We start from the raw sequence: 22959 nt of genomic DNA on the forward strand, positions 1-22959 counted from the left end.
AAAACATATACGACAGCAAATTCTATTCCAAAATTTTACAACTAAAACGAAATTATAAATACTTAACTATTAAAAAATTCATCTTTAAAACCGATCAGATATAATTTATCCTTTGCACGTGTCATAGCAGTATATAACCAACGTACAAAATCTCTATCTATATCACCAGACAAATAAGGTTGTTCTATAAAAACTGTATTCCATTGTCCCCCTTGCGATTTATGACATGTAATAGCATACGAAAATTTTACTTGAAGTGCATTAAAATATTCATTACTTTTTACCTTTTGATATTTTTTATATAGTGCCCGTTCATTTTCATAATCCTTCATAATTTCTTGATAAAGTTGAGTAGATTCTTCATATGTTAAAGAGGGCGACTCGCTCGTAATAGTATTTAATAATAAAATAGTATCCAAAGGACGTTGATTGGGATAATCAACCATTCTTATTTTTACTATAGCAAATCTAAAACCATATAATTCCTTTATAGAGCGAATTTCTAAGACCTCAATAATATCGCCATTTGCAATAAATCCTGCTTCATCTGAATCTTTCAACCAAAAATAATTATTTTTTACAACCATTAAAAAATCTCCCGAAGACAACTCACTCTCTTTACTCAAAATTTTAGCTCGTATCTGCTGATTGTACTGATTGGCTCTTTTATTAGAACGAACAATAAAAGTTGTATCCTCTATACTATAATTACTATAAGACTGATTAATTGCATCTTGTATATCATATCCATCTGTAAGTCTAATAATATCCTTAAATCCTTTTAACTTAAATTGAAAATTTGTAATAAAAGACTCCTTCAACAATTCTCTTAATTCAGTAGCATTGTATAATATACCTGAATTAGTTTCTTGACGCATGACTTCATCTAATTCTATAGAATAAACCTCTTTATCATAATTCAAACCTAAAGTCTCTATATTTAAAGCAGGTGAAATATCCAAATTAACAGGTGGTAACTGAGCTGTATCACCTATAAAAATCATTTTACAATTTTTTCCTGAATATACATACGAAATCAAATCATCCAATAACGATCCTTTTTCATACATTTTAGAATCTGTATCTACATCGGAAATCATAGATGATTCATCTACAATAAAAATAGTGTTAGTATGCTTATTAGTTTGCATCGTAAAACGAACCCCTCCTCCACTTCCTTTCTTAGGAAAATAAATTTTTTTGTGTATAGTAAAAGCTTGTTTATCCGAATAATTAGTAATTACCTTCGCAGCTCTACCTGTAGGAGCTAATAAAACATATTTTTTTTCAACTTCTGCTAAATGATTTACTATCGTAGAAATTAGAGTCGTTTTACCCGTACCCGCATATCCTTTTAATACAAACAGTTCATTCTTATTAGAACTTTCTATAAACTCAGCCACCTTCCCCAAAAAAACATCCTGTTTTACAGTAGGTTGAAAGGGAAAATTTTTTCGTAAAATACTGTAAAATAATGTAGAACTCATAGTTATAGTTAATCTTTTTAAAAGAGGTCAAATATAAAACATATCAACAAAGAAATTATATCCATAAAGCACAAATCAACTCAGTATATTAAAAAAATATTCATAAATGAGCTCCAAAATATTAACAATCTAATGTCTTCAAAAACGTTTCTTTAACAAAAAAATCGTAGTTTTGTCTCTATTAAGGGTATAGATAAGAATGCAAACATCAACTAATACAATACTTAACAAAAAATATAAAAAATTAATACTTCAAATTTCATTACATGAGGTACTATTTTGTTTATACGATACTTTAGAATCTAAAATAGAAATTTTTGGTGATTATATTTTAACTCCAAATAATACATTAAAAGAAACAGAAGAAGAAATTTTAGATCTAATACGTCAAAGTACTATTTTACAAACAGGTTTTGACGATGTTCTAATATTGCATGACAACGGATTAAATAGTTTCGTTCCGCAAACACTTTTTAACGAACAATATCTAAAATCTTATTTACAATACAATATAAAAGTATCTCCAAATGATTTTGTAACCTATGACGAAGTAATAGGTAATGATATGAACAATATATACATTCCTTTTATAAAACTTAATAATGCACTAGCCCAACTATATGGTCAATTTCATTACAAACATACTTCTACCATACTCGTCAAAAAAATTTTAGAAATCAGCAAAAATGTAGGAGAACCTCAAATTTTCGTTCACATCCAAGAAAAACAATTTCAAATTATAATTGTAAAAAATCAAAAATTATTACTCTACAATTCATTCGAATATAACAAAACAGAAGACTTTATATATCACCTATTATTCACAGCCGAACAATTAAAATTAAACCCAGAATCTGTTATCGTTAAACTACTTGGAAAAATCACAAAAAACAACGAATTATTTGAAATAGCATATAAATACATCCGAAATGTAAGTCTGTATACCGAAAACTTACAATTAGACCAATCAATATCCGAAGACAACTATTTAAAAAATTTTATTTTAATACACGCATGCGAATAATTTCAGGAAAATACAAAGGTAGACGCTTAATTGCACCTAAAAATCTACCCGTAAGACCTACAACAGATATGGCTAAAGAATCTCTCTTCAACATATTAAATAACTACTTTAATTTTAATGGCTTACGCGTATTAGATCTATTCAGCGGAACTGGTAATATAAGTTACGAATTTTCATCTAGAGGAGCAGAAAACATTATCAGTGTAGACGGAGACTTTGGTTGTATAAATTATATAAAAAAAACAGCTAAAGAATTTGATATGAATATTACCCCAATAAAAAGTGATGTCTTCAAATTCTTAGAAAAAAACAAAAACAATTACGACATTATTTTTGCCGATCCTCCTTACGATTTAGATCAAAAAAACTTTGAAAAAATATTAGATCTCATTTTTGAAAACAATCTACTTGATACAGACGGAATGCTTATCATAGAACATTCAAAACATACTAAACTATCAAATAAAGAAAATTTTTCATTCGAAAAAACCTACGGAGGATCAGTTTTTACTTTTTTTGAGTTTGAGCAAGAAGAAGATGATGAATACGATGAAGAAGAATTAATAGACGAATAAACAAAAGAATACATCTATCAACTATTTTTTTTTAATTATACATATACTATTTTTGTAACAATAAAAAATCAATAAACATTCACATAGTCCAATATAAATAGAAATGGGAAGAGCGTTTGAATTTAGAAAAGCACGAAAAATGAAACGTTGGTCTGCAATGGCCAAAACGTTTACAAAAATTGGTAAAGACATTGTAATGGCCGTAAAAGAAGGTGGTCCAAATCCTGAAACCAACTCTCGACTAAGAGCTGTTATACAAAATGCTAAAGCCGCTAACATGCCTAAAGACAATGTAGAGCGCGCCATAAAAAAAGCAAGCGACAAAGATACAGCTAATTATAAAGAAGTACTATTTGAAGGCTATGCACCACACGGAATAGCTATATTAATAGAAACCGCAACAGACAACAATAACAGAACAGTAGCTAATATCAGAAGTTATTTCAACAAATGCAATGGAACCCTAGGAACACAAGGATCAGTCGAATTCATGTTTGACCATACCTGCAACTTTAGAATCCCTTCCGAAGGACAAGATGTAGAAGAATTAGAATTAGAAATGATCGACTTTGGTGTAGAAGAAATATTTGCCGATGAAGACGGAATAGTCATGTATGCACCTTTTGAAAGCTTTGGAGCCATACAAAAAGAATTAGAAAACAGAGGCATAGAAGTCTTATCTTCTGGATTCGAAAGAATTCCACAAGTAACTAAAGAATTAACACCAGAACAAATAGCGGATATTGAAAAATTACTTGAAAAAATAGAAGAAGATGATGACGTGATGAATGTATTTCATACCATGCAAGAGTAATAAAACTCAATTATATAATTAAAAGAGACTATCCAAAATGCACTGCCCCCAAAAAGTTAGATACTATTTGGGGGTATTTTTTTTTATGGAAAGAAAAGTCAAATATGATTATGAGCCAAACTTCACTGTGTAAAAGAAGTTTAAAAAAATATCAAGCAATAACTATTGTAGCCAAAGAAAATGACATGGGAAAAACCAGTCTTAAAGATTGGATTAGTCGCTATCAAGAATTTGGCAATGAAGGTATTTTACCAACACAGAAAAATAAAAAATTATAACGCAGAATTTAAATTAAAAGTTCTGAAAACTATTAAAAACAAGGCGTTATCTTTGAGTAAAGCTTACTTGTTGTTCAATATTCCGTCAAGTACCATTATAAGACACTGGCACATTCGTTATATTGAAGAAAGTTTAACAGGCTTAAAACCAAAAGCAGACCAATCGTTATAAATTTTAAAAGAAAAAAAAGAAAAACAGACAAACCGTTAACAAGAGAAGAAGCACTTCTTTTAGAAAATGAAGCCTTACGCTGTGAACTTGAATATTTAAAAAAGTTACAAGCCTTGATTCAGACCAAAGAAAAAGAAATCAAATCCCCTGAAAATGTCTCTGCCCCCTTTTTGCTTAATCCCCAACTTTTGTTGTTAATTCCACGGTAGCTTGCTACGCCCGCTCACGCGGTAATTGCGGTATTCCATTAGCAATTTCTATAAAAGAAAAACCCCTCATCGTATAGATGAAGGGTTTTAAAGAAAGGCAGCGATCTACTCTCCCACAATATGCAGTACCATCGACGCTGGCGGGCTTAACTTCTCTGTTCGAAATGGGAAGAGGTGAGCCCCGCCGCAATAACCACCTTAAGATTTTAAAGGCATTAGCTAATAGCCATAAGCCACTAGTTTGTGCTTTTCCATTAAACTCTTGGCTTATGCCTTTTGCCTAATGGCTAATATTTTAACATATTGAGATAAATATTCAAATTTGTTTATAATCCTTTTTAGGTAAAGAAAGAATTTACGAGCCCCCAGTGGTTCCCCCTTTGGGGGTTAGGGGGCTCTTACAATAAGCTTACGGGTTATTAGTACTACTTGACTCTGACATTACTGCCTTTACATCTATAGCCTATCAACGTGGTCATCTTCCACGACCCTTAAAAGAAATCTCATCTTGTGGTGGGTTTCGCGCTTATATGCTTTCAGCGCTTATCCCTTCCCAACGTAGCTACTCTGCGGTGCTCCTGGCGGAACAACAGATACACCAGCGGTTGGTCCAACTCGGTCCTCTCGTACTAGAGTCAGATCCACTCAAATTTCTAACGCCCACAGTAGATAGAGACCGAACTGTCTCACGACGTTCTGAACCCAGCTCGCGTGCCACTTTAATGGGCGAACAGCCCAACCCTTGGGACCTTCTCCAGCCCCAGGATGTGACGAGCCGACATCGAGGTGCCAAACCCCCCCGTCGATGTGAGCTCTTGGGGGAGATCAGCCTGTTATCCCCGGCGTACCTTTTATCCTTTGAGCGATGGCCCTTCCATGCGGAACCACCGGATCACTATGCTCTACTTTCGTACCTGATCGACCTGTATGTCTCTCAGTCAAGCTCCCTTTTGCCATTGCACTCTACGCACGGTTACCAAGCGTGCTGAGGGAACCTTTAGAAGCCTCCGTTACTCTTTTGGAGGCGACCACCCCAGTCAAACTACCCACCAAGCAATGTCCTCCTTTTTTAGGAGTTAGACCTCAGATAAGCAAAGGGTGGTATTTCAACAATGACTCCACAACGCCTGGCGACGCCATTTCACAGTCTCCCACCTATCCTACACATCACTTATCCAAGACCAATACTAAGCTATAGTAAAGGTGCACAGGGTCTTTTCGTCCCACTGCGGGTAATCGGCATCTTCACCGATACTACAATTTCACCGAGCTCATGGCTGAGACAGTGTCCAGATCGTTACACCATTCGTGCAGGTCGGAACTTACCCGACAAGGAATTTCGCTACCTTAGGACCGTTATAGTTACGGCCGCCGTTTACTGGGGCTTCAATTCAATGCTTCTCCGAAGATAACATCTCCTCTTAACCTTCCAGCACCGGGCAGGTGTCAGGCCCTATACGTCATCTTACGATTTTGCAGAGCCCTGTGTTTTTGATAAACAGTCGCCTGGACCTTTTCACTGCGGCCAGCTTGCGCTGGCGACCTTTCTCCCGAAGTTACAGGTCTATTTTGCCTAATTCCTTAGCCATGAATCTCTCGAGCGCCTTAGGATACTCTCCTCAACTACCTGTGTCGGTTTACGGTACGGGTACTTATAATCTATGTTTAGAAGGTTTTCTTGGCAGCCTTTAGGTACACTATCCCTTCATCCGAAGAATCCGAGTACTATCGCATTTCACCAGTCCCAGCGGATTTGCCTACCGGGCCTTTAGCTAAGTGCTTTAACGAACTATTCCGTCAGTTCGCGGTACTTTCACCACTGCGTCACTCCATCACAATTATAACTAGTACGGGAATATTAACCCGTTGGCCATCGACTACTCCTTTCGGATTTGCCTTAGGACCCGACTAACCCGCAGCTGATTAGCATAGCTGCGGAAACCTTAGTTTTTCGGCGGGGGTGTTTCTCGCACCCCTTATCGTTACTTATGCCTACATTTTCTTTTCTAACCTCTCCAGCATCCCTCACGAGACACCTTCAGCGATGTTAGAATGCTCCCCTACCACAGAATATTCTGTCCATAGCTTCGGTAGTATACTTATGCCCGATTATTATCCATGCTCGATCGCTCGACTAGTGAGCTGTTACGCACTCTTTAAATGAATGGCTGCTTCCAAGCCAACATCCTAGCTGTCGATGCAATCAAACCGCGTTTGTTCAACTTAGCATACATTTGGGGACCTTAGCTGATGGTCTGGGTTCTTTCCCTCTCGGACTTGGACCTTAGCACCCAAGCCCTCACTGCTCAATATATTATATAGCATTCGGAGTTTGTCAGGAATTGGTAGGCGGTGAAGCCCCCGCATCCAATCAGTAGCTCTACCTCTATATAACTTAACTTGAGCGCTGCACCTAAATGCATTTCGGGGAGTACGAGCTATTTCCGAGTTTGATTGGCCTTTCACCCCTACCCACAGATCATCCCAAGACTTTTCAACGTCAACGGGTTCGGACCTCCACTTTGGGTTAACAAAGCTTCATCCTGTCCATGGGTAGATCACACGGTTTCGCGTCTACCACTACTGACTTAAGCGTATAAATACGCTTTCAATCCCTTAGATTGAATCGCGCCCTATTCAGACTCGCTTTCGCTACGGATCCGTGACTTAATCACTTAACCTTGCCAGCAACGGTAACTCGTAGGCTCATTATGCAAAAGGCACGCCGTCACAGCTTATGCTGCTCCGACCGCTTGTAGGCGTATGGTTTCAGGTTCTATTTCACTCCGTTATTCACGGTTCTTTTCACCTTTCCCTCACGGTACTGGTTCACTATCGGTCTCTCAGGAGTATTTAGCCTTAGCGGATGGTCCCGCCAGATTCAGACAGGGTTTCACGTGCCCCGCCCTACTCAGGATACCACTATTCTTTATATTCTTTACTTATACGGGACTATCACCCTCTTGGGTTAACCTTTCCAGGTTATTCTAATTCAGTTTACAAGAAATATTGTGGTCCTACAACCCCGTTATTGCCGTAACAACAACGGTTTGGGCTAATGCGCTTTCGCTCGCCACTACTTACGCAATCACTTTTGTTTTCTTCTCCTCCGCCTACTTAGATGTTTCAGTTCAGCGGGTTCGCCTCCTATCGGATACTATGTCTTCAACATAGTGGGTTGCCCCATTGGGATATCTGCGGATCAATTCGTATGTGCCGATCCCCGCAGCTTTTCGCAGCTTATCACGTCCTTCTTCGCCTCTGAGAGCCTAGGCATTCCCCATACGCCCTTATTTTGCTTATTGTTTTCTTTATTCTTTTAGCCATTAGTCAATAGCCATAAGCCACTAGTGCCTATTGCTTTTTTACTAATCACTAAAGATGTTCTTTCTACTTGTTTGTATGTTTATCTCAATATGTCAATGAACTTTGAGCCCCCTCCAGCTCCCCCGAAGGGGGAGAGCCGATTGCTCTATGTTCCTCCCCTTTGGGAAGGTTAGGAGGGGCTGTTGTGGAGAATATCGGAGTCGAACCGATGACCTCCTGCGTGCAAGGCAGGCGCTCTAGCCAGCTGAGCTAATCCCCCATTGTCTATTTTGAATGTTGAATTATTTTTTTTGAATTATTTTTCAAATTCATCATTTAAAATTTATAATTCAAAATTCGCTTCTAGAATTTCCTTTTTTATAACTTTAAATAGTAGTCCCGGGCAGACTCGAACTGCCGACCCCTACATTATCAGTGTAGTACTCTAACCAGCTGAGCTACGAGACTCTGTATTTTAAGCCTTTTCTTTTTTTTGAATTAACAGCGAGAGTAAGATTTTAATTTAATTTTAATTTTAAATCACATCCTTTTTTTTGTCTCTAGAAAGGAGGTGTTCCAGCCGCACCTTCCGGTACGGCTACCTTGTTACGACTTAGCCCTAGTTACCAGTTTTACCCTAGGCAGCTCCTTGCGGTCACCGACTTCAGGCACCCCCAGCTTCCATGGCTTGACGGGCGGTGTGTACAAGGCCCGGGAACGTATTCACCGCAGCATGGCTGATCTGCGATTACTAGCGAATCCAGCTTCACGGAGTCGAGTTGCAGACTCCGATCCGAACTGAGAACGGTTTTTTAGATTCGCGCCTACTTGCGTAGTGGCTGCTCTCTGTACCGTCCATTGTAGCACGTGTGTAGCCCAAGGCGTAAGGGCCGTGATGATTTGACGTCATCCCCACCTTCCTCACGGTTTGCACCGGCAGTCTTGTTAGAGTTCCCGACCTTACTCGATGGCAACTAACAACAGGGGTTGCGCTCGTTATAGGACTTAACCTGACACCTCACGGCACGAGCTGACGACAACCATGCAGCACCTTGAAAAACGTCCGAAGAAAGATCTGTTTCCAAATCTGTCGTTTCCCATTTAAGCCTTGGTAAGGTTCCTCGCGTATCATCGAATTAAACCACATGCTCCTCCGCTTGTGCGGGCCCCCGTCAATTCCTTTGAGTTTCACTCTTGCGAGCGTACTCCCCAGGTGGGATACTTATCACTTTCGCTTAGCCACTCAGGTTGCCCCAAACAGCTAGTATCCATCGTTTACGGCGTGGACTACCAGGGTATCTAATCCTGTTCGCTCCCCACGCTTTCGTCCATCAGCGTCAATACACTCGTAGTAACCTGCCTTCGCAATTGGTATTCCATGTAATCTCTAAGCATTTCACCGCTACACTACATATTCTAGTTACTTCCAAGTAATTCAAGTCTTACAGTATCAATGGCCGTTTGATCGTTGAGCGACCAGATTTCACCACTGACTTATAAAACCGCCTACGGACCCTTTAAACCCAATGATTCCGGATAACGCTTGGATCCTCCGTATTACCGCGGCTGCTGGCACGGAGTTAGCCGATCCTTATTCTTACAGTACCGTCAAGCTCCCTCGCAAGGGAGTGTTTCTTCCTGTACAAAAGCAGTTTACACACCATAGATGCGTCATCCTGCACGCGGCATGGCTGGGTCAGTCTTGCGACCATTGCCCAATATTCCTCACTGCTGCCTCCCGTAGGAGTCTGGTCCGTGTCTCAGTACCAGTGTGGGGGATCTCCCTCTCAGGACCCCTACCCATCGTGGCCATGGTAAGCCGTTACCTTACCATCTAGCTAATGGGACGCATGCTCATCTTGTACCGTTGGAACTTTAATCATAATGTGAGGCCACATCATAATACTATGGGGTATTAATCCAAATTTCTCTGGGCTATCCCCCTGTACAAGGTAGATTACATACGCGTTACGCACCCGTGCGCCGGTCTCAAAGGAGCAAGCTCCTTCTACCCCTCGACTTGCATGTGTTAAGCCTGCCGCTAGCGTTCATCCTGAGCCAGGATCAAACTCTTCATCGTATATCTTTTGTAACCCTAAGGTTAAATATTGTGGACAAAGAATGCTAGTTTTCTTACTCTCTTAAATTTTATTGTTTTAATATCTCTATTAAAACGTGCTGTCAATCCAATATGTCTATGAACTTTTTATTCTTATTTTTCGCTTTTGACTTAGCGTCTTAGCGGGTGCAAAGATAGTGTTTCTTTTAGTATTTCCAAGGGTTTTCTTATTTTTTTTCAAAAATTTTAAAATTCTTGGTTTTCAATCTATTTAGGAACTTTTGTACTTTGCGAGGATAAAAAATCCCCTGATCTACAGGGGAATTTTATGTCGATTCCAACTATTTTGGAATAAAGAAAGGCAGCGATCTACTCTCCCACAATATGCAGTACCATCGACGCTGGCGGGCTTAACTTCTCTGTTCGAAATGGGAAGAGGTGAGCCCCGCCGCAATAACCACCTTAAGGTTTTTAAAGGCATTAGCTAATAGCCATAAGCCACTAGTTTGTGCTTTTCCATTAAACTCTTGGCTTATGCCTTTTGCCTAATGGCTAATATTTTAACATATTGAGATAAATATTCAAATTTGTTTATAATCCTATTTAGGAATCGAAAGAATTTACGAGCCCCCAGTGGTTCCCCCTTTGGGGGTTAGGGGGCTCTTACAATAAGCTTACGGGTTATTAGTACTACTTGACTCTGACATTACTGCCTTTACATCTATAGCCTATCAACGTGGTCATCTTCCACGACCCTTAAAAGAAATCTCATCTTGTGGTGGGTTTCGCGCTTATATGCTTTCAGCGCTTATCCCTTCCCAACGTAGCTACTCTGCGGTGCTCCTGGCGGAACAACAGATACACCAGCGGTTGGTCCAACTCGGTCCTCTCGTACTAGAGTCAGATCCACTCAAATTTCTAACGCCCACAGTAGATAGAGACCGAACTGTCTCACGACGTTCTGAACCCAGCTCGCGTGCCACTTTAATGGGCGAACAGCCCAACCCTTGGGACCTTCTCCAGCCCCAGGATGTGACGAGCCGACATCGAGGTGCCAAACCCCCCCGTCGATGTGAGCTCTTGGGGGAGATCAGCCTGTTATCCCCGGCGTACCTTTTATCCTTTGAGCGATGGCCCTTCCATGCGGAACCACCGGATCACTATGCTCTACTTTCGTACCTGATCGACCTGTATGTCTCTCAGTCAAGCTCCCTTTTGCCATTGCACTCTACGCACGGTTACCAAGCGTGCTGAGGGAACCTTTAGAAGCCTCCGTTACTCTTTTGGAGGCGACCACCCCAGTCAAACTACCCACCAAGCAATGTCCTCCTTTTTTAGGAGTTAGACCTCAGATAAGCAAAGGGTGGTATTTCAACAATGACTCCACAACGCCTGGCGACGCCATTTCACAGTCTCCCACCTATCCTACACATCACTTATCCAAGACCAATACTAAGCTATAGTAAAGGTGCACAGGGTCTTTTCGTCCCACTGCGGGTAATCGGCATCTTCACCGATACTACAATTTCACCGAGCTCATGGCTGAGACAGTGTCCAGATCGTTACACCATTCGTGCAGGTCGGAACTTACCCGACAAGGAATTTCGCTACCTTAGGACCGTTATAGTTACGGCCGCCGTTTACTGGGGCTTCAATTCAATGCTTCTCCGAAGATAACATCTCCTCTTAACCTTCCAGCACCGGGCAGGTGTCAGGCCCTATACGTCATCTTACGATTTTGCAGAGCCCTGTGTTTTTGATAAACAGTCGCCTGGACCTTTTCACTGCGGCCAGCTTGCGCTGGCGACCTTTCTCCCGAAGTTACAGGTCTATTTTGCCTAATTCCTTAGCCATGAATCTCTCGAGCGCCTTAGGATACTCTCCTCAACTACCTGTGTCGGTTTACGGTACGGGTACTTATAATCTATGTTTAGAAGGTTTTCTTGGCAGCCTTTAGGTACACTATCCCTTCATCCGAAGAATCCGAGTACTATCGCATTTCACCAGTCCCAGCGGATTTGCCTACCGGGCCTTTAGCTAAGTGCTTTAACGAACTATTCCGTCAGTTCGCGGTACTTTCACCACTGCGTCACTCCATCACAATTATAACTAGTACGGGAATATTAACCCGTTGGCCATCGACTACTCCTTTCGGATTTGCCTTAGGACCCGACTAACCCGCAGCTGATTAGCATAGCTGCGGAAACCTTAGTTTTTCGGCGGGGGTGTTTCTCGCACCCCTTATCGTTACTTATGCCTACATTTTCTTTTCTAACCTCTCCAGCATCCCTCACGAGACACCTTCAGCGATGTTAGAATGCTCCCCTACCACAGAATATTCTGTCCATAGCTTCGGTAGTATACTTATGCCCGATTATTATCCATGCTCGATCGCTCGACTAGTGAGCTGTTACGCACTCTTTAAATGAATGGCTGCTTCCAAGCCAACATCCTAGCTGTCGATGCAATCAAACCGCGTTTGTTCAACTTAGCATACATTTGGGGACCTTAGCTGATGGTCTGGGTTCTTTCCCTCTCGGACTTGGACCTTAGCACCCAAGCCCTCACTGCTCAATATATTATATAGCATTCGGAGTTTGTCAGGAATTGGTAGGCGGTGAAGCCCCCGCATCCAATCAGTAGCTCTACCTCTATATAACTTAACTTGAGCGCTGCACCTAAATGCATTTCGGGGAGTACGAGCTATTTCCGAGTTTGATTGGCCTTTCACCCCTACCCACAGATCATCCCAAGACTTTTCAACGTCAACGGGTTCGGACCTCCACTTTGGGTTAACAAAGCTTCATCCTGTCCATGGGTAGATCACACGGTTTCGCGTCTACCACTACTGACTTAAGCGTATAAATACGCTTTCAATCCCTTAGATTGAATCGCGCCCTATTCAGACTCGCTTTCGCTACGGATCCGTGACTTAATCACTTAACCTTGCCAGCAACGGTAACTCGTAGGCTCATTATGCAAAAGGCACGCCGTCACAGCTTATGCTGCTCCGACCGCTTGTAGGCGTATGGTTTCAGGTTCTATTTCACTCCGTTATTCACGGTTCTTTTCACCTTTCCCTCACGGTACTGGTTCACTATCGGTCTCTCAGGAGTATTTAGCCTTAGCGGATGGTCCCGCCAGATTCAGACAGGGTTTCACGTGCCCCGCCCTACTCAGGATACCACTATTCTTTATATTCTTTACTTATACGGGACTATCACCCTCTTGGGTTAACCTTTCCAGGTTATTCTAATTCAGTTTACAAGAAATATTGTGGTCCTACAACCCCGTTATTGCCGTAACAACAACGGTTTGGGCTAATGCGCTTTCGCTCGCCACTACTTACGCAATCACTTTTGTTTTCTTCTCCTCCGCCTACTTAGATGTTTCAGTTCAGCGGGTTCGCCTCCTATCGGATACTATGTCTTCAACATAGTGGGTTGCCCCATTGGGATATCTGCGGATCAATTCGTATGTGCCGATCCCCGCAGCTTTTCGCAGCTTATCACGTCCTTCTTCGCCTCTGAGAGCCTAGGCATTCCCCATACGCCCTTATTTTGCTTATTGTTTTCTTTATTATTTTAGCCATTAGTCAATAGCCATAAGCCACTAGTGCCTATTGCTTTTTTACTAATCACTAAAGATGTTCTTTCTACTTGTTTGTATGTTTATCTCAATATGTCAATGAACTTTGAGCCCCCTCCAGCTCCCCCGAAGGGGGAGAGCCGATTGCTCTATGTTCCTCCCCTTTGGGGAGGTTAGGAGGGGCTGTTGTGGAGAATATCGGAGTCGAACCGATGACCTCCTGCGTGCAAGGCAGGCGCTCTAGCCAGCTGAGCTAATCCCCCATTGTCTATTTTGAATGTTGAATTATTTTTTTGAATTATTTTTCAAATTCATCATTTAAAATTTATAATTCAAAATTCGCTTCTAGAATTTCCTTTTTTATAACTTTAAATAGTAGTCCCGGGCAGACTCGAACTGCCGACCCCTACATTATCAGTGTAGTACTCTAACCAGCTGAGCTACGAGACTCTGTATTTTAAGCCTTTTCTTTTTTTTGAATTAACAGCGAGAGTAAGATTTTAATTTAATTTTAATTTTAAATCACATCCTTTTTTTTGTCTCTAGAAAGGAGGTGTTCCAGCCGCACCTTCCGGTACGGCTACCTTGTTACGACTTAGCCCTAGTTACCAGTTTTACCCTAGGCAGCTCCTTGCGGTCACCGACTTCAGGTACCCCCAGCTTCCATGGCTTGACGGGCGGTGTGTACAAGGCCCGGGAACGTATTCACCGCAGCATGGCTGATCTGCGATTACTAGCGAATCCAGCTTCACGGAGTCGAGTTGCAGACTCCGATCCGAACTGAGAACGGTTTTTTAGATTCGCGCCTACTTGCGTAGTGGCTGCTCTCTGTACCGTCCATTGTAGCACGTGTGTAGCCCAAGGCGTAAGGGCCGTGATGATTTGACGTCATCCCCACCTTCCTCACGGTTTGCACCGGCAGTCTTGTTAGAGTTCCCGACCTTACTCGATGGCAACTAACAACAGGGGTTGCGCTCGTTATAGGACTTAACCTGACACCTCACGGCACGAGCTGACGACAACCATGCAGCACCTTGAAAAACGTCCGAAGAAAGATCTGTTTCCAAATCTGTCGTTTCCCATTTAAGCCTTGGTAAGGTTCCTCGCGTATCATCGAATTAAACCACATGCTCCTCCGCTTGTGCGGGCCCCCGTCAATTCCTTTGAGTTTCACTCTTGCGAGCGTACTCCCCAGGTGGGATACTTATCACTTTCGCTTAGCCACTCAGGTTGCCCCAAACAGCTAGTATCCATCGTTTACGGCGTGGACTACCAGGGTATCTAATCCTGTTCGCTCCCCACGCTTTCGTCCATCAGCGTCAATATACTCGTAGTAACCTGCCTTCGCAATTGGTATTCCATGTAATCTCTAAGCATTTCACCGCTACACTACATATTCTAGTTACTTCCAAGTAATTCAAGTCTTACAGTATCAATGGCCGTTTGATCGTTGAGCGACCAGATTTCACCACTGACTTATAAAACCGCCTACGGACCCTTTAAACCCAATGATTCCGGATAACGCTTGGATCCTCCGTATTACCGCGGCTGCTGGCACGGAGTTAGCCGATCCTTATTCTTACAGTACCGTCAAGCTCCCTCGCAAGGGAGTGTTTCTTCCTGTACAAAAGCAGTTTACACACCATAGATGCGTCATCCTGCACGCGGCATGGCTGGGTCAGTCTTGCGACCATTGCCCAATATTCCTCACTGCTGCCTCCCGTAGGAGTCTGGTCCGTGTCTCAGTACCAGTGTGGGGGATCTCCCTCTCAGGACCCCTACCCATCGTGGCCATGGTAAGCCGTTACCTTACCATCTAGCTAATGGGACGCATGCTCATCTTGTACCGTTGGAACTTTAATCATAATGTGAGGCCACATCATAATACTATGGGGTATTAATCCAAATTTCTCTGGGCTATCCCCCTGTACAAGGTAGATTACATACGCGTTACGCACCCGTGCGCCGGTCTCAAAGGAGCAAGCTCCTTCTACCCCTCGACTTGCATGTGTTAAGCCTGCCGCTAGCGTTCATCCTGAGCCAGGATCAAACTCTTCATCGTATATCTTTTGTAACCCTAAGGTTAAATATTGTGGACAAAGAATGCTAGTTTTCTTACTCTCTTAAATTTTATTGTTTTAATATCTCTATTAAAACGTGCTGTCAATCCAATATGTCTATGAACTTTTTATTCTTATTTTTCGCTTTTGACTTAGCGTCTTAGCGGGTGCAAAGGTAAAAATTCTTTTTTAATTTGCAAGACTTTTTTGAAAACTTTTTTTGAAGTAAGCTTCGAAAAATATCTTAACAATAATCTAAAGAACTTCGCTGTTGCGGGTGCAAAGATACGCTCGTTTTTTTCTTTTTTCCTAGTGTTTTGTCTTATTTTTTTAGTTTTTTATTTTAATTGCTGTTTATCAAATAGTTAAAACCTTTTTTCAGCTTACGGAGGTAGATAGTTGAATGTAGATAATAAAAATACTTTTATATTGGGGCGATTCTAAAATTATATTTATTGTCTAAACTTGCATTCTTTTTAACAAAACAATACTATAATAAATGTTGTACTATTTAAGTTATTTTTTTAATTTAAAAAGAACTTTTCAAAATTGACAAAATTTCTAAATTGTTTCTAATATATCCGTATTGCCAACATTTATAAGTTAAATTAAAATCATGTCTTCGAATTTTATTAGATATTAGAATTGCTTATTATCTCTTTTTAGATTGGATCTAATAATGGAATTGTCTATCTTTAATTATGGAATTATATACGATTTTAATCTTTTATTAATTTTCTAACCGAATAAGTTTTCGATTTTATGATAATAAACTTTATTGTATAGTGACTAAAAGATTTTTTTAATAAAAAAGACTTCAATAAATGTGTTTGTTTTAAATTTTATATTAAGTTTATTTTGTATTGGGAATAATGCTTGTATAACGAGGGTAATTAATACAGAATTATCAAATCTGGTAGTTTATATTTTGAATCAGAATATTTAACCTAAATTTCAAGAAAGTATTGTTCTTTGTATTTTTATTTTTTCACCTCTTTTTCTTAATTATTAAAGTCTATTGCAAAATTTGGATTAAAACGAAACAATTTTATTACGTTAAGGATACATCTAATAGCTTAGCTTTTAAACAGACTTCAGAAACACCTATAATCTGGTAATCTGAGCATTAACAAAACTCTCAAAAAACATTCAAATCCACTTTTACTTCAATAATAAGTCTGTTTTTATTTTTTGTTCATTTTTAAGATATTATCAAATTGGAAACATTTAAAATAACTTTTACTAATAGGTAAAATAAACAGATATAGGTATTGTATCTATTTTTTTAAACTTATATATTTGCGTTCTTAAATTTTTAGTATGATTAAGATTACTTTACCAGACGGTTCAATTAGAGAGTACGCAAGTGGCGTGACTCCTATGGACGTGGCTAAATCGATTAGTGAAGGTTTGGCACGCAATGTTATTTCGGCAAGCTTTAACGGGACGACCGTTGAGACGGTTACCGAATTGACTACCGACGGTAACTTAACATTATTTACTTGGGATAACGTTGAGGGAAAAAAAGCTTTTTGGCACTCGACTTCGCACGTTATGGCGCAGGCTTTAGAGGAGCTTTACCCTGGAATCAAACTAACTATTGGCCCTGCTATTGAAAAAGGTTTTTATTACGATGTTGACTTTGGTGGGCATAAAATTACAGATACTGATTTCAAGAAGATTGAGGATCGTGTATTAGAAATCTCAAGAGAGAAACACGAATTCAAAATGCGTAGTGTGACTAAAGCGGAAGCCTTAGCGATGTATAAAGATAACGAATTCAAAACGGAATTGATTCAAAATCTTGAGGATGGCACTATCACTTTTTGTGACCACGCTACTTTTACCGATTTATGTCGTGGTGGCCATATTCCGAATACTGGAATTATTAAAGCTATGAAAATCCTTTCTGTTGCGGGTGCTTACTGGAGAGGTGATGAAAAAAACAAACAATTAACTCGTGTTTACGGAATTTCATTCCCTAAGCAAAAAGATTTGACCGACTATTTAGCTTTATTAGAAGAGGCAAAGCGTCGTGACCACAGAAAACTAGGAAAAGAGTTAGAATTATTCCACTTTTCACAACGCGTGGGTCAAGGTTTACCTTTATGGTTACCAAAAGGAGCTGCATTACGCGACCGTTTGGAACAATTTTTAAAGAAAGCACAAAAGAAAGCGGGTTACGAACAAGTTGTATCACCACATATTGGTCAGAAAGAATTGTATGTTACTTCTGGACATTATGCTAAATACGGTGCTGATAGTTTCCAACCGATAAATACTCCTGCTGAAGGCGAAGAGTTTTTATTAAAACCGATGAACTGTCCTCACCACTGTGAAATTTACAACGCAAAACCTTGGTCTTATAAAGATTTACCAAAGCGTTATGCTGAATTTGGAACTGTATATCGTTATGAACAATCTGGTGAATTACATGGTTTGACTCGTGTAAGAGGCTTTACTCAGGATGACGCACACTTATTCTGTACACCAGACCAATTAGATCTAGAATTTAAAAATGTAATAGATTTGGTATTATATGTATTTGGTTCTTTAGGATTTGAAAACTTTACAGCTCAAATTTCGTTAAGAGACCCAGAAAAGCCAGAAAAATACATTGGTACTGATGAAAATTGGGAAAAAGCAGAAAGTGCTATTATTAATGCTGCTAAAGAAAAAGGATTAAATACTGTAGTAGAATACGGTGAGGCTGCTTTCTATGGACCAAAACTTGACTTTATGGTTAAAGATGCTTTAGGAAGAAGTTGGCAATTAGGAACAATTCAGGTAGATTACAATTTACCTGAACGTTTTGACTTAACTTATAAGGGTTCTGACAATGAATTACACAGACCTGTAATGATCCACAGAGCTCCATTTGGATCTATGGAACGTTTTATTGCTATTTTATTAGAACACACTGCAGGAAATTTTCCTCTTTGGCTAATGCCTGATCAGGCTATAATCTTGTCTTTGAGTGAAAAATATGAAAATTATGCGAAAAAAGTTTCAGATTTGCTAGAAAATAACGAAATTCGCGCCCTAATAGACAACCGTAACGAAACAATTGGAAAAAAAATTCGTGAGGCGGAAACTAAAAAGTTCCCATTCATGCTAATTGTAGGTGAAGAAGAAGAAAAGAATGGAACTGTTTCTGTACGTCGTCATGGTCAAGAAGGAAAAGGTAATATAACCATAAAAATAGAAGATTTCATTACTTTAGTAAATGAGGAGGTAAGTAAATCTTTGAAAACATTTGAAGTTTAACTAAAAAATTAAAAGTTATCGCAATCAGGAACAACAGAGGTAATCAACCTCGCGTAGAAAAAAAGGATGAACACAGAATAAATCAGTATATTCGTGTTCCGGAAATTCGTTTAGTAGGAGACAATGTAGAACCAGGAGTAATAAAAACTTCTGATGCTTTACGTCTAGCAGATGAATTAGAACTTGATTTGGTTGAAATTTCTCCAAATGCAGAGCCTCCTGTTTGTAAAATAATGGACTATAAAAAGTTCTTATACGAGCAGAAGAGACGTGAAAAAGAATTAAAAGCTAAATCAACTCAAATCGTTATAAAAGAGATTCGTTTTGGACCTCAAACCGATGAGCATGATTATGAGTTTAAAAAGAAAAATGCAGAAAAATTTCTTAAGGATGGAGCTAAATTAAAAGCCTTTGTATTCTTCAAGGGACGTTCAATCATTTACAAGGAACAAGGTCAAATCTTACTATTAAGATTAGCTCAGGATCTTGAAGAGGTAGGAAAAGTTGAAGCAATGCCTGTTCTAGAGGGTAAACGTATGATTATGTTTATTACACCAAAGAAAAAAAGCAAATAGACTTAGACATTAGTAATAACTTTTGACTTTGGCTATTCACTCAAAATATAAGTAAGTTAAATTAAATAAATTTGGGAAATTATGCCTAAAATGAAAACTAAATCTAGTGCTAAGAAACGTTTTAAAGTTACTGGCTCTGGAAAAATTAAAAGAAAACACGCTTTTAAAAGTCACATTTTGACTAAAAAGTCTAAAAAACGTAAATTAGCGTTAACTCACTCTGCATTAGTTCATCAATCGGATGTGAAAAGTGTAAAAGAACAATTAAGAATTATTTAATAAGCGTTAGTCTAAAGTGGTTAACTATTAGTACAAATTACTATTAACTATCACTACTAATGCCTGAATAATTTAGGTTAAAAAAATTTAATAACCCTGGGGTGGGCTTTTAAGAGTCTGATAAATATCAGAACGCCTTACTTCAAAAAAAGTAAAAATTATGCCAAGATCAGTAAATTCAGTTGCTAAAAGAGCAAGAAGAAAAAAGATAATGAAGCAAGCCAAAGGTTTCTTTGGTAGAAGAAAAAACGTTTGGACAGTTGCTAAGAATGCGGTTGAAAAAGCAATGTTATATGCTTATAGAGATCGTAAAGCTAAGAAGAGAAGTTTCCGTTCTTTATGGATTATGCGTATTAACGCAGGTGCTCGTTTAGAAGGGATATCTTACTCTCAATTTATGGGCAAATTAAAAGCTAATAATATTGAGCTAAACCGTAAAGTTTTAGCTGATTTAGCTATGAATCACCCTGAAGCTTTCAAAGCTATTCTTAACAAAGTAAAATAATAACGTTTAACAATACATTTAACTTACTTAAAAAATCCCAGTCGCAAGATTGGGATTTTTGTATTATTCTATTATTTTTTCCAGCAAGTTTATGAAAAAAGACCTAAATAAAGGATTACACCCTAGAAATAAACACAACCAAGAGTATAATTTCAATCTATTAACTACTGCTTTTCCTGATTTAAAAAAACATATTAGCATTAATAAATATGGAAATGAAAGTATAGATTTTGCTAATCCTGATGCTGTTAGAAGCTTGAACAATGCTTTATTGAAATATTTTTATCAAATTAATTTTTACGATTTACCTAAAACTAATTTATATCCACCAATACCAGGCAGAGCTGATTATATACATTATATTGCCGATCTACTAGCTAAAGGAATTAATGGTACTTTACCTACGGGAAGTGGTATTAAGATACTAGATATAGGAACTGGTGCAAACTGTATTTATCCTATTTTGGGACATAAAATATACGGTTGGACTTTTGTAGCAACGGAAGTTGATAAACCCGCCTTATTAACTGCGGAAAAAATAATCCAAGAAAATGAGCTTTCTAAATATATTACTTTACGTTTTCAGGAAAACAAAAGAAATAGTTTTAAAAAAATTATTAAAACTAATGAAGTTTTTGACTGTGTAATTTGCAATCCTCCTTTTCATAATTCAAGAGAAGAGGCAACAAAAGGTAGTATAAGAAAGCTTCATAATTTAGGAAAAGAGACAGAAGGTAAAGTTGTTTTAAATTTTGGAGGCCAGAATAACGAGCTATGGTGTGAAGGGGGTGAAAAGGCTTTTATTACTAATATGATTTATGAAAGTGTTCATTTTAAGTCACAAGTTAAATGGTTCAGTTCATTAGTTTCTAAAAAAGAGCATTTAAAACATTTTGAAAGCATTTTAAAAAAACTGAAAGCTTCTTCCGAAATCATCTACATGAAACAAGGTAATAAAACTACAAGAATTTTAGCTTGGCGTTTTTTATGACGTTCTTTACTTAATTCTTTATTTTTAGCAGTTTTAACCCCAAATCAGTTAAAAGTTATTACAAATAAAGAACCTTTGAATCCAAAAAAACATCCTTTTTTTTCTCAATTAATTAGGTTTTCTTAAAAGTTCACAATCCTGTCTTTTTTATATAACAGAAGAAATAACAGCACAATATTGATATCTAAATTTTTCTCTTTGATCGAAGTGCTATATCTCTTTTAATGAGATTATATTGCTTAAAACCAAATTACGCAACTGTTTCATCTTCTAAAATTTTTTCGTGAGCTTTGAATTTATTGATTTTTTTGTTTCACAACGAAATCTAATACCATTTTAGTTTTGAAATTACCTAAACCAAAACTCACTACAGAATATACGAATCAAGAGATATTACACGATATTATTACAGTAAATTTGAACCTTAAATGGTATAATGTGGAATCTGGGACAAAATCTTATATTTTTATCTTTAATTTTCACATAACATCTTAGGTTTTTTGATGTTTCTTTTTAGCAGCTGGAAAAAGTATGTTATTTAAAATTAATCGAAAACCTGGTGAGTTCGGATGTAAATTTAAATCGGTTGGCTCATCCCCTACTCTATGTTGATAATCTTCGGGGTCATGCCCTCCATAAAAAGTAAAAAAACCTTTTCCTTTTTGGGCATGAATATAACGGGCTTCTCCATTTATTTGACATTCTCCCATTACTAAAACATTTGACTTAATTAATTCTTTATCAAATGCAGTAGTTTGTCCCATAAAACCTTTTACTAATGCTGTATGATTTTGACAAAGCATAGAGGGTATAACATCCCATTTAGCGGAATATTCTGAGAGTGTAAAATAATCTTTATCAAAAGGAACAATTGCTTGATGTTTTTCTGTTGTATCAATATTTGAAAATTCATATTTTTCAGGTCTTCTTTCAAGAAGAAAATCTTTGAAAGCAAAAGTTTTCGAATAATCTATTTTTTCTTGATAATTTGTTTCACTTGGATCTCCGTCAAACATTGTTTCGCAAATATCTATTCCTTCTGCTGAAAGTGCAATATCAAAGCTATCTGTTGCGGAGCACATAGCAAACATAAAGCCTCCTCCAATAACAAAATCGCGAATTTTTTTGGCAACGGCTAATTTTTCATTGGACACTTTTTCAAAACCTAATTTGGTAGCTAAATTTTCGGCATCTTTTTTTTGTTCTATATACCAAGGCATATTTTTATATGATCCGTAAAATTTACCATATTGACCTGTAAAATCTTCATGATGTAAATGTAACCAATCATATAGTAATAATTGATCACTTAATACTTCTTGATCGTACACTACTTTAAAAGGAATTTCGGCATAAGCTAAAACCATTGTTACGGCATCATCCCAAGGTTGTTTTCCTGGCGGAGAGTAGACCGCTATTTTAGGTGCTTTTTCTAATGTTACAGCTTCCATATTTTGAGATGGGGAAGCTATATCTGCCAATATTTGTTGTGTTTCATTATCTGAAATAACTTCAAAACTGACTCCTCTTATTTGACATTCTTTCCTAATTTCCTGTACATCTGGCAAAAGAAAGGATCCTCCTCTATAATTAAGGAGCCAACTTCCTTTATACCCTTTATCCAATATCCAATAGGTAATCCCATAGGCTTTCAAATGATTTTTTTGCGTGACTTCATCCATAGGAAGCAAAATAGAATTTGCTCTTATGGAAATATTAAAGATTGTAATTATAAAAATCAAAAAAGCTTTCATTGCACCTATTTATATC

General features: G+C 38.4%; 11 protein-coding genes, 4 tRNA genes and 6 rRNA genes. 9 read left to right on the plus strand and 12 right to left on the minus strand.

Features of this window, described 5'->3' with window-relative positions:
• Window positions 1–62: 62 nt before the first annotated feature.
• Window positions 63–1487, minus strand: coding sequence for an ATP-dependent RecD-like DNA helicase (locus tag NAB20_RS12890; RefSeq protein WP_375605235.1), 1425 nt, complete (start codon window positions 1485–1487; stop codon window positions 63–65).
• A 199-nt stretch (window positions 1488–1686) separates the two neighbouring features.
• Here NAB20_RS12890 and NAB20_RS12895 point away from each other — a divergent pair, with 199 nt between their 5' ends.
• The 4 genes from NAB20_RS12895 (at window position 1687) to NAB20_RS12910 (ending at window position 4178) form a co-directional block, all read left to right on the plus strand.
• Complete coding sequence (locus NAB20_RS12895; RefSeq protein ID WP_088394385.1) at window positions 1687–2511, plus strand: DUF3822 family protein; 825 nt, start codon at window positions 1687–1689, stop codon at window positions 2509–2511.
• Complete coding sequence (gene rsmD, locus NAB20_RS12900) at window positions 2502–3086, plus strand: 16S rRNA (guanine(966)-N(2))-methyltransferase RsmD (RefSeq protein ID WP_088394383.1); 585 nt, start codon at window positions 2502–2504, stop codon at window positions 3084–3086. The genes NAB20_RS12895 and rsmD overlap by 10 nt, the downstream gene beginning before the upstream one ends.
• Before the next feature lie 103 nt (window positions 3087–3189).
• The gene (locus NAB20_RS12905; RefSeq protein WP_088394381.1) at window positions 3190–3900 is read left to right on the plus strand and encodes a YebC/PmpR family DNA-binding transcriptional regulator; all 711 of its coding nucleotides are present in this window, start codon (window positions 3190–3192) and stop codon (window positions 3898–3900) included.
• 110 nt (window positions 3901–4010) lie between these two features.
• Window positions 4011–4178 (plus strand): helix-turn-helix domain-containing protein, encoded by a 168-nt coding sequence (locus NAB20_RS12910; RefSeq protein WP_165764922.1) that lies wholly within the window; start codon window positions 4011–4013, stop codon window positions 4176–4178.
• A 473-nt stretch (window positions 4179–4651) separates the two neighbouring features.
• On the opposite strand, the gene rrf (NAB20_RS12915) is transcribed toward NAB20_RS12910, so the two are convergent.
• The 10 genes from rrf (NAB20_RS12915) to NAB20_RS12960 form a co-directional block, all read right to left on the minus strand.
• Window positions 4652–4760 (minus strand): 5S ribosomal RNA (rrf, locus tag NAB20_RS12915).
• Between the two features lie 198 nt (window positions 4761–4958).
• Window positions 4959–7864: ribosomal RNA gene (locus NAB20_RS12920) — 23S ribosomal RNA — on the minus strand.
• Window positions 7865–8071: 207 nt separating this feature from the next.
• Window positions 8072–8145, minus strand: a tRNA-Ala gene (locus NAB20_RS12925).
• Between the two features lie 114 nt (window positions 8146–8259).
• Window positions 8260–8333, minus strand: a tRNA-Ile gene (locus NAB20_RS12930).
• A gap of 96 nt (window positions 8334–8429) precedes the next feature.
• A 16S ribosomal RNA gene (locus tag NAB20_RS12935) occupies window positions 8430–9945 on the minus strand.
• A gap of 335 nt (window positions 9946–10280) precedes the next feature.
• Window positions 10281–10389: ribosomal RNA gene (gene rrf / locus NAB20_RS12940) — 5S ribosomal RNA — on the minus strand.
• 199 nt (window positions 10390–10588) lie between these two features.
• Window positions 10589–13494, minus strand: a 23S ribosomal RNA gene (locus NAB20_RS12945).
• A gap of 207 nt (window positions 13495–13701) precedes the next feature.
• Window positions 13702–13775 (minus strand) — tRNA-Ala (locus NAB20_RS12950).
• Window positions 13776–13888: 113 nt separating this feature from the next.
• Window positions 13889–13962: transfer RNA gene (locus NAB20_RS12955), tRNA-Ile, on the minus strand.
• A gap of 96 nt (window positions 13963–14058) precedes the next feature.
• Window positions 14059–15574: ribosomal RNA gene (locus tag NAB20_RS12960) — 16S ribosomal RNA — on the minus strand.
• Together the 16S, 23S and 5S rRNA genes with 4 tRNA genes alongside form the textbook arrangement of a ribosomal RNA operon.
• A gap of 1318 nt (window positions 15575–16892) precedes the next feature.
• Between NAB20_RS12960 and thrS the strand changes: the two genes are divergently transcribed.
• The 5 genes from thrS (at window position 16893) to rlmF (ending at window position 21189) form a co-directional block, all read left to right on the plus strand.
• Entirely contained in the window at window positions 16893–18839 is a 1947-nt protein-coding gene (gene thrS / locus NAB20_RS12965; RefSeq protein WP_375605236.1) for a threonine--tRNA ligase, read from the plus strand.
• A 77-nt stretch (window positions 18840–18916) separates the two neighbouring features.
• The gene (gene infC / locus NAB20_RS12970) at window positions 18917–19414 is read left to right on the plus strand and encodes a translation initiation factor IF-3 (protein WP_219845013.1); all 498 of its coding nucleotides are present in this window, start codon (window positions 18917–18919) and stop codon (window positions 19412–19414) included.
• 81 nt (window positions 19415–19495) lie between these two features.
• Complete coding sequence (gene rpmI, locus NAB20_RS12975; RefSeq protein WP_014164268.1) at window positions 19496–19693, plus strand: 50S ribosomal protein L35; 198 nt, start codon at window positions 19496–19498, stop codon at window positions 19691–19693.
• 160 nt (window positions 19694–19853) lie between these two features.
• Window positions 19854–20198 (plus strand): 50S ribosomal protein L20, encoded by a 345-nt coding sequence (gene rplT / locus NAB20_RS12980; RefSeq protein ID WP_088392779.1) that lies wholly within the window; start codon window positions 19854–19856, stop codon window positions 20196–20198.
• Between the two features lie 91 nt (window positions 20199–20289).
• Window positions 20290–21189: a 23S rRNA (adenine(1618)-N(6))-methyltransferase RlmF gene (gene rlmF / locus NAB20_RS12985; protein WP_105195364.1), complete on the plus strand. Its 900-nt coding sequence runs from the start codon at window positions 20290–20292 to the stop codon at window positions 21187–21189.
• Between the two features lie 491 nt (window positions 21190–21680).
• Here rlmF and NAB20_RS12990 read toward each other — a convergent pair whose 3' ends face one another.
• The gene (locus tag NAB20_RS12990) at window positions 21681–22943 is read right to left on the minus strand and encodes an asparagine synthetase B (protein WP_164849046.1); all 1263 of its coding nucleotides are present in this window, start codon (window positions 22941–22943) and stop codon (window positions 21681–21683) included.
• Window positions 22944–22959 lie beyond the last annotated feature (16 nt).

Origin of the sequence: Flavobacterium davisii (assembly GCF_042182265.1) — a bacterium.
Lineage (GTDB): Bacteria > Bacteroidota > Bacteroidia > Flavobacteriales > Flavobacteriaceae > Flavobacterium > Flavobacterium davisii.

Bases quoted from the DNA above. Each gene is read 5' to 3' on its own strand.
- NAB20_RS12890 (WP_375605235.1), bottom strand. From the start codon at position 1,487: ATGAGTTCTACATTATTTTACAGTATTTTACGAAAAAATTTTCCCTTT.
- NAB20_RS12895 (WP_088394385.1), top strand. From the start codon at position 1,687: ATGCAAACATCAACTAATACAATACTTAACAAAAAATATAAAAAATTA.
- rsmD (WP_088394383.1), top strand. From the start codon at position 2,502: ATGCGAATAATTTCAGGAAAATACAAAGGTAGACGCTTAATTGCACCT.
- NAB20_RS12905 (WP_088394381.1), top strand. From the start codon at position 3,190: ATGGGAAGAGCGTTTGAATTTAGAAAAGCACGAAAAATGAAACGTTGG.
- NAB20_RS12910 (WP_165764922.1), top strand. From the start codon at position 4,011: ATGAGCCAAACTTCACTGTGTAAAAGAAGTTTAAAAAAATATCAAGCA.
- thrS (WP_375605236.1), top strand. From the start codon at position 16,893: ATGATTAAGATTACTTTACCAGACGGTTCAATTAGAGAGTACGCAAGT.
- rpmI (WP_014164268.1), top strand. From the start codon at position 19,496: ATGCCTAAAATGAAAACTAAATCTAGTGCTAAGAAACGTTTTAAAGTT.
- rplT (WP_088392779.1), top strand. From the start codon at position 19,854: ATGCCAAGATCAGTAAATTCAGTTGCTAAAAGAGCAAGAAGAAAAAAG.
- rlmF (WP_105195364.1), top strand. From the start codon at position 20,290: ATGAAAAAAGACCTAAATAAAGGATTACACCCTAGAAATAAACACAAC.
- NAB20_RS12990 (WP_164849046.1), bottom strand. From the start codon at position 22,943: ATGAAAGCTTTTTTGATTTTTATAATTACAATCTTTAATATTTCCATA.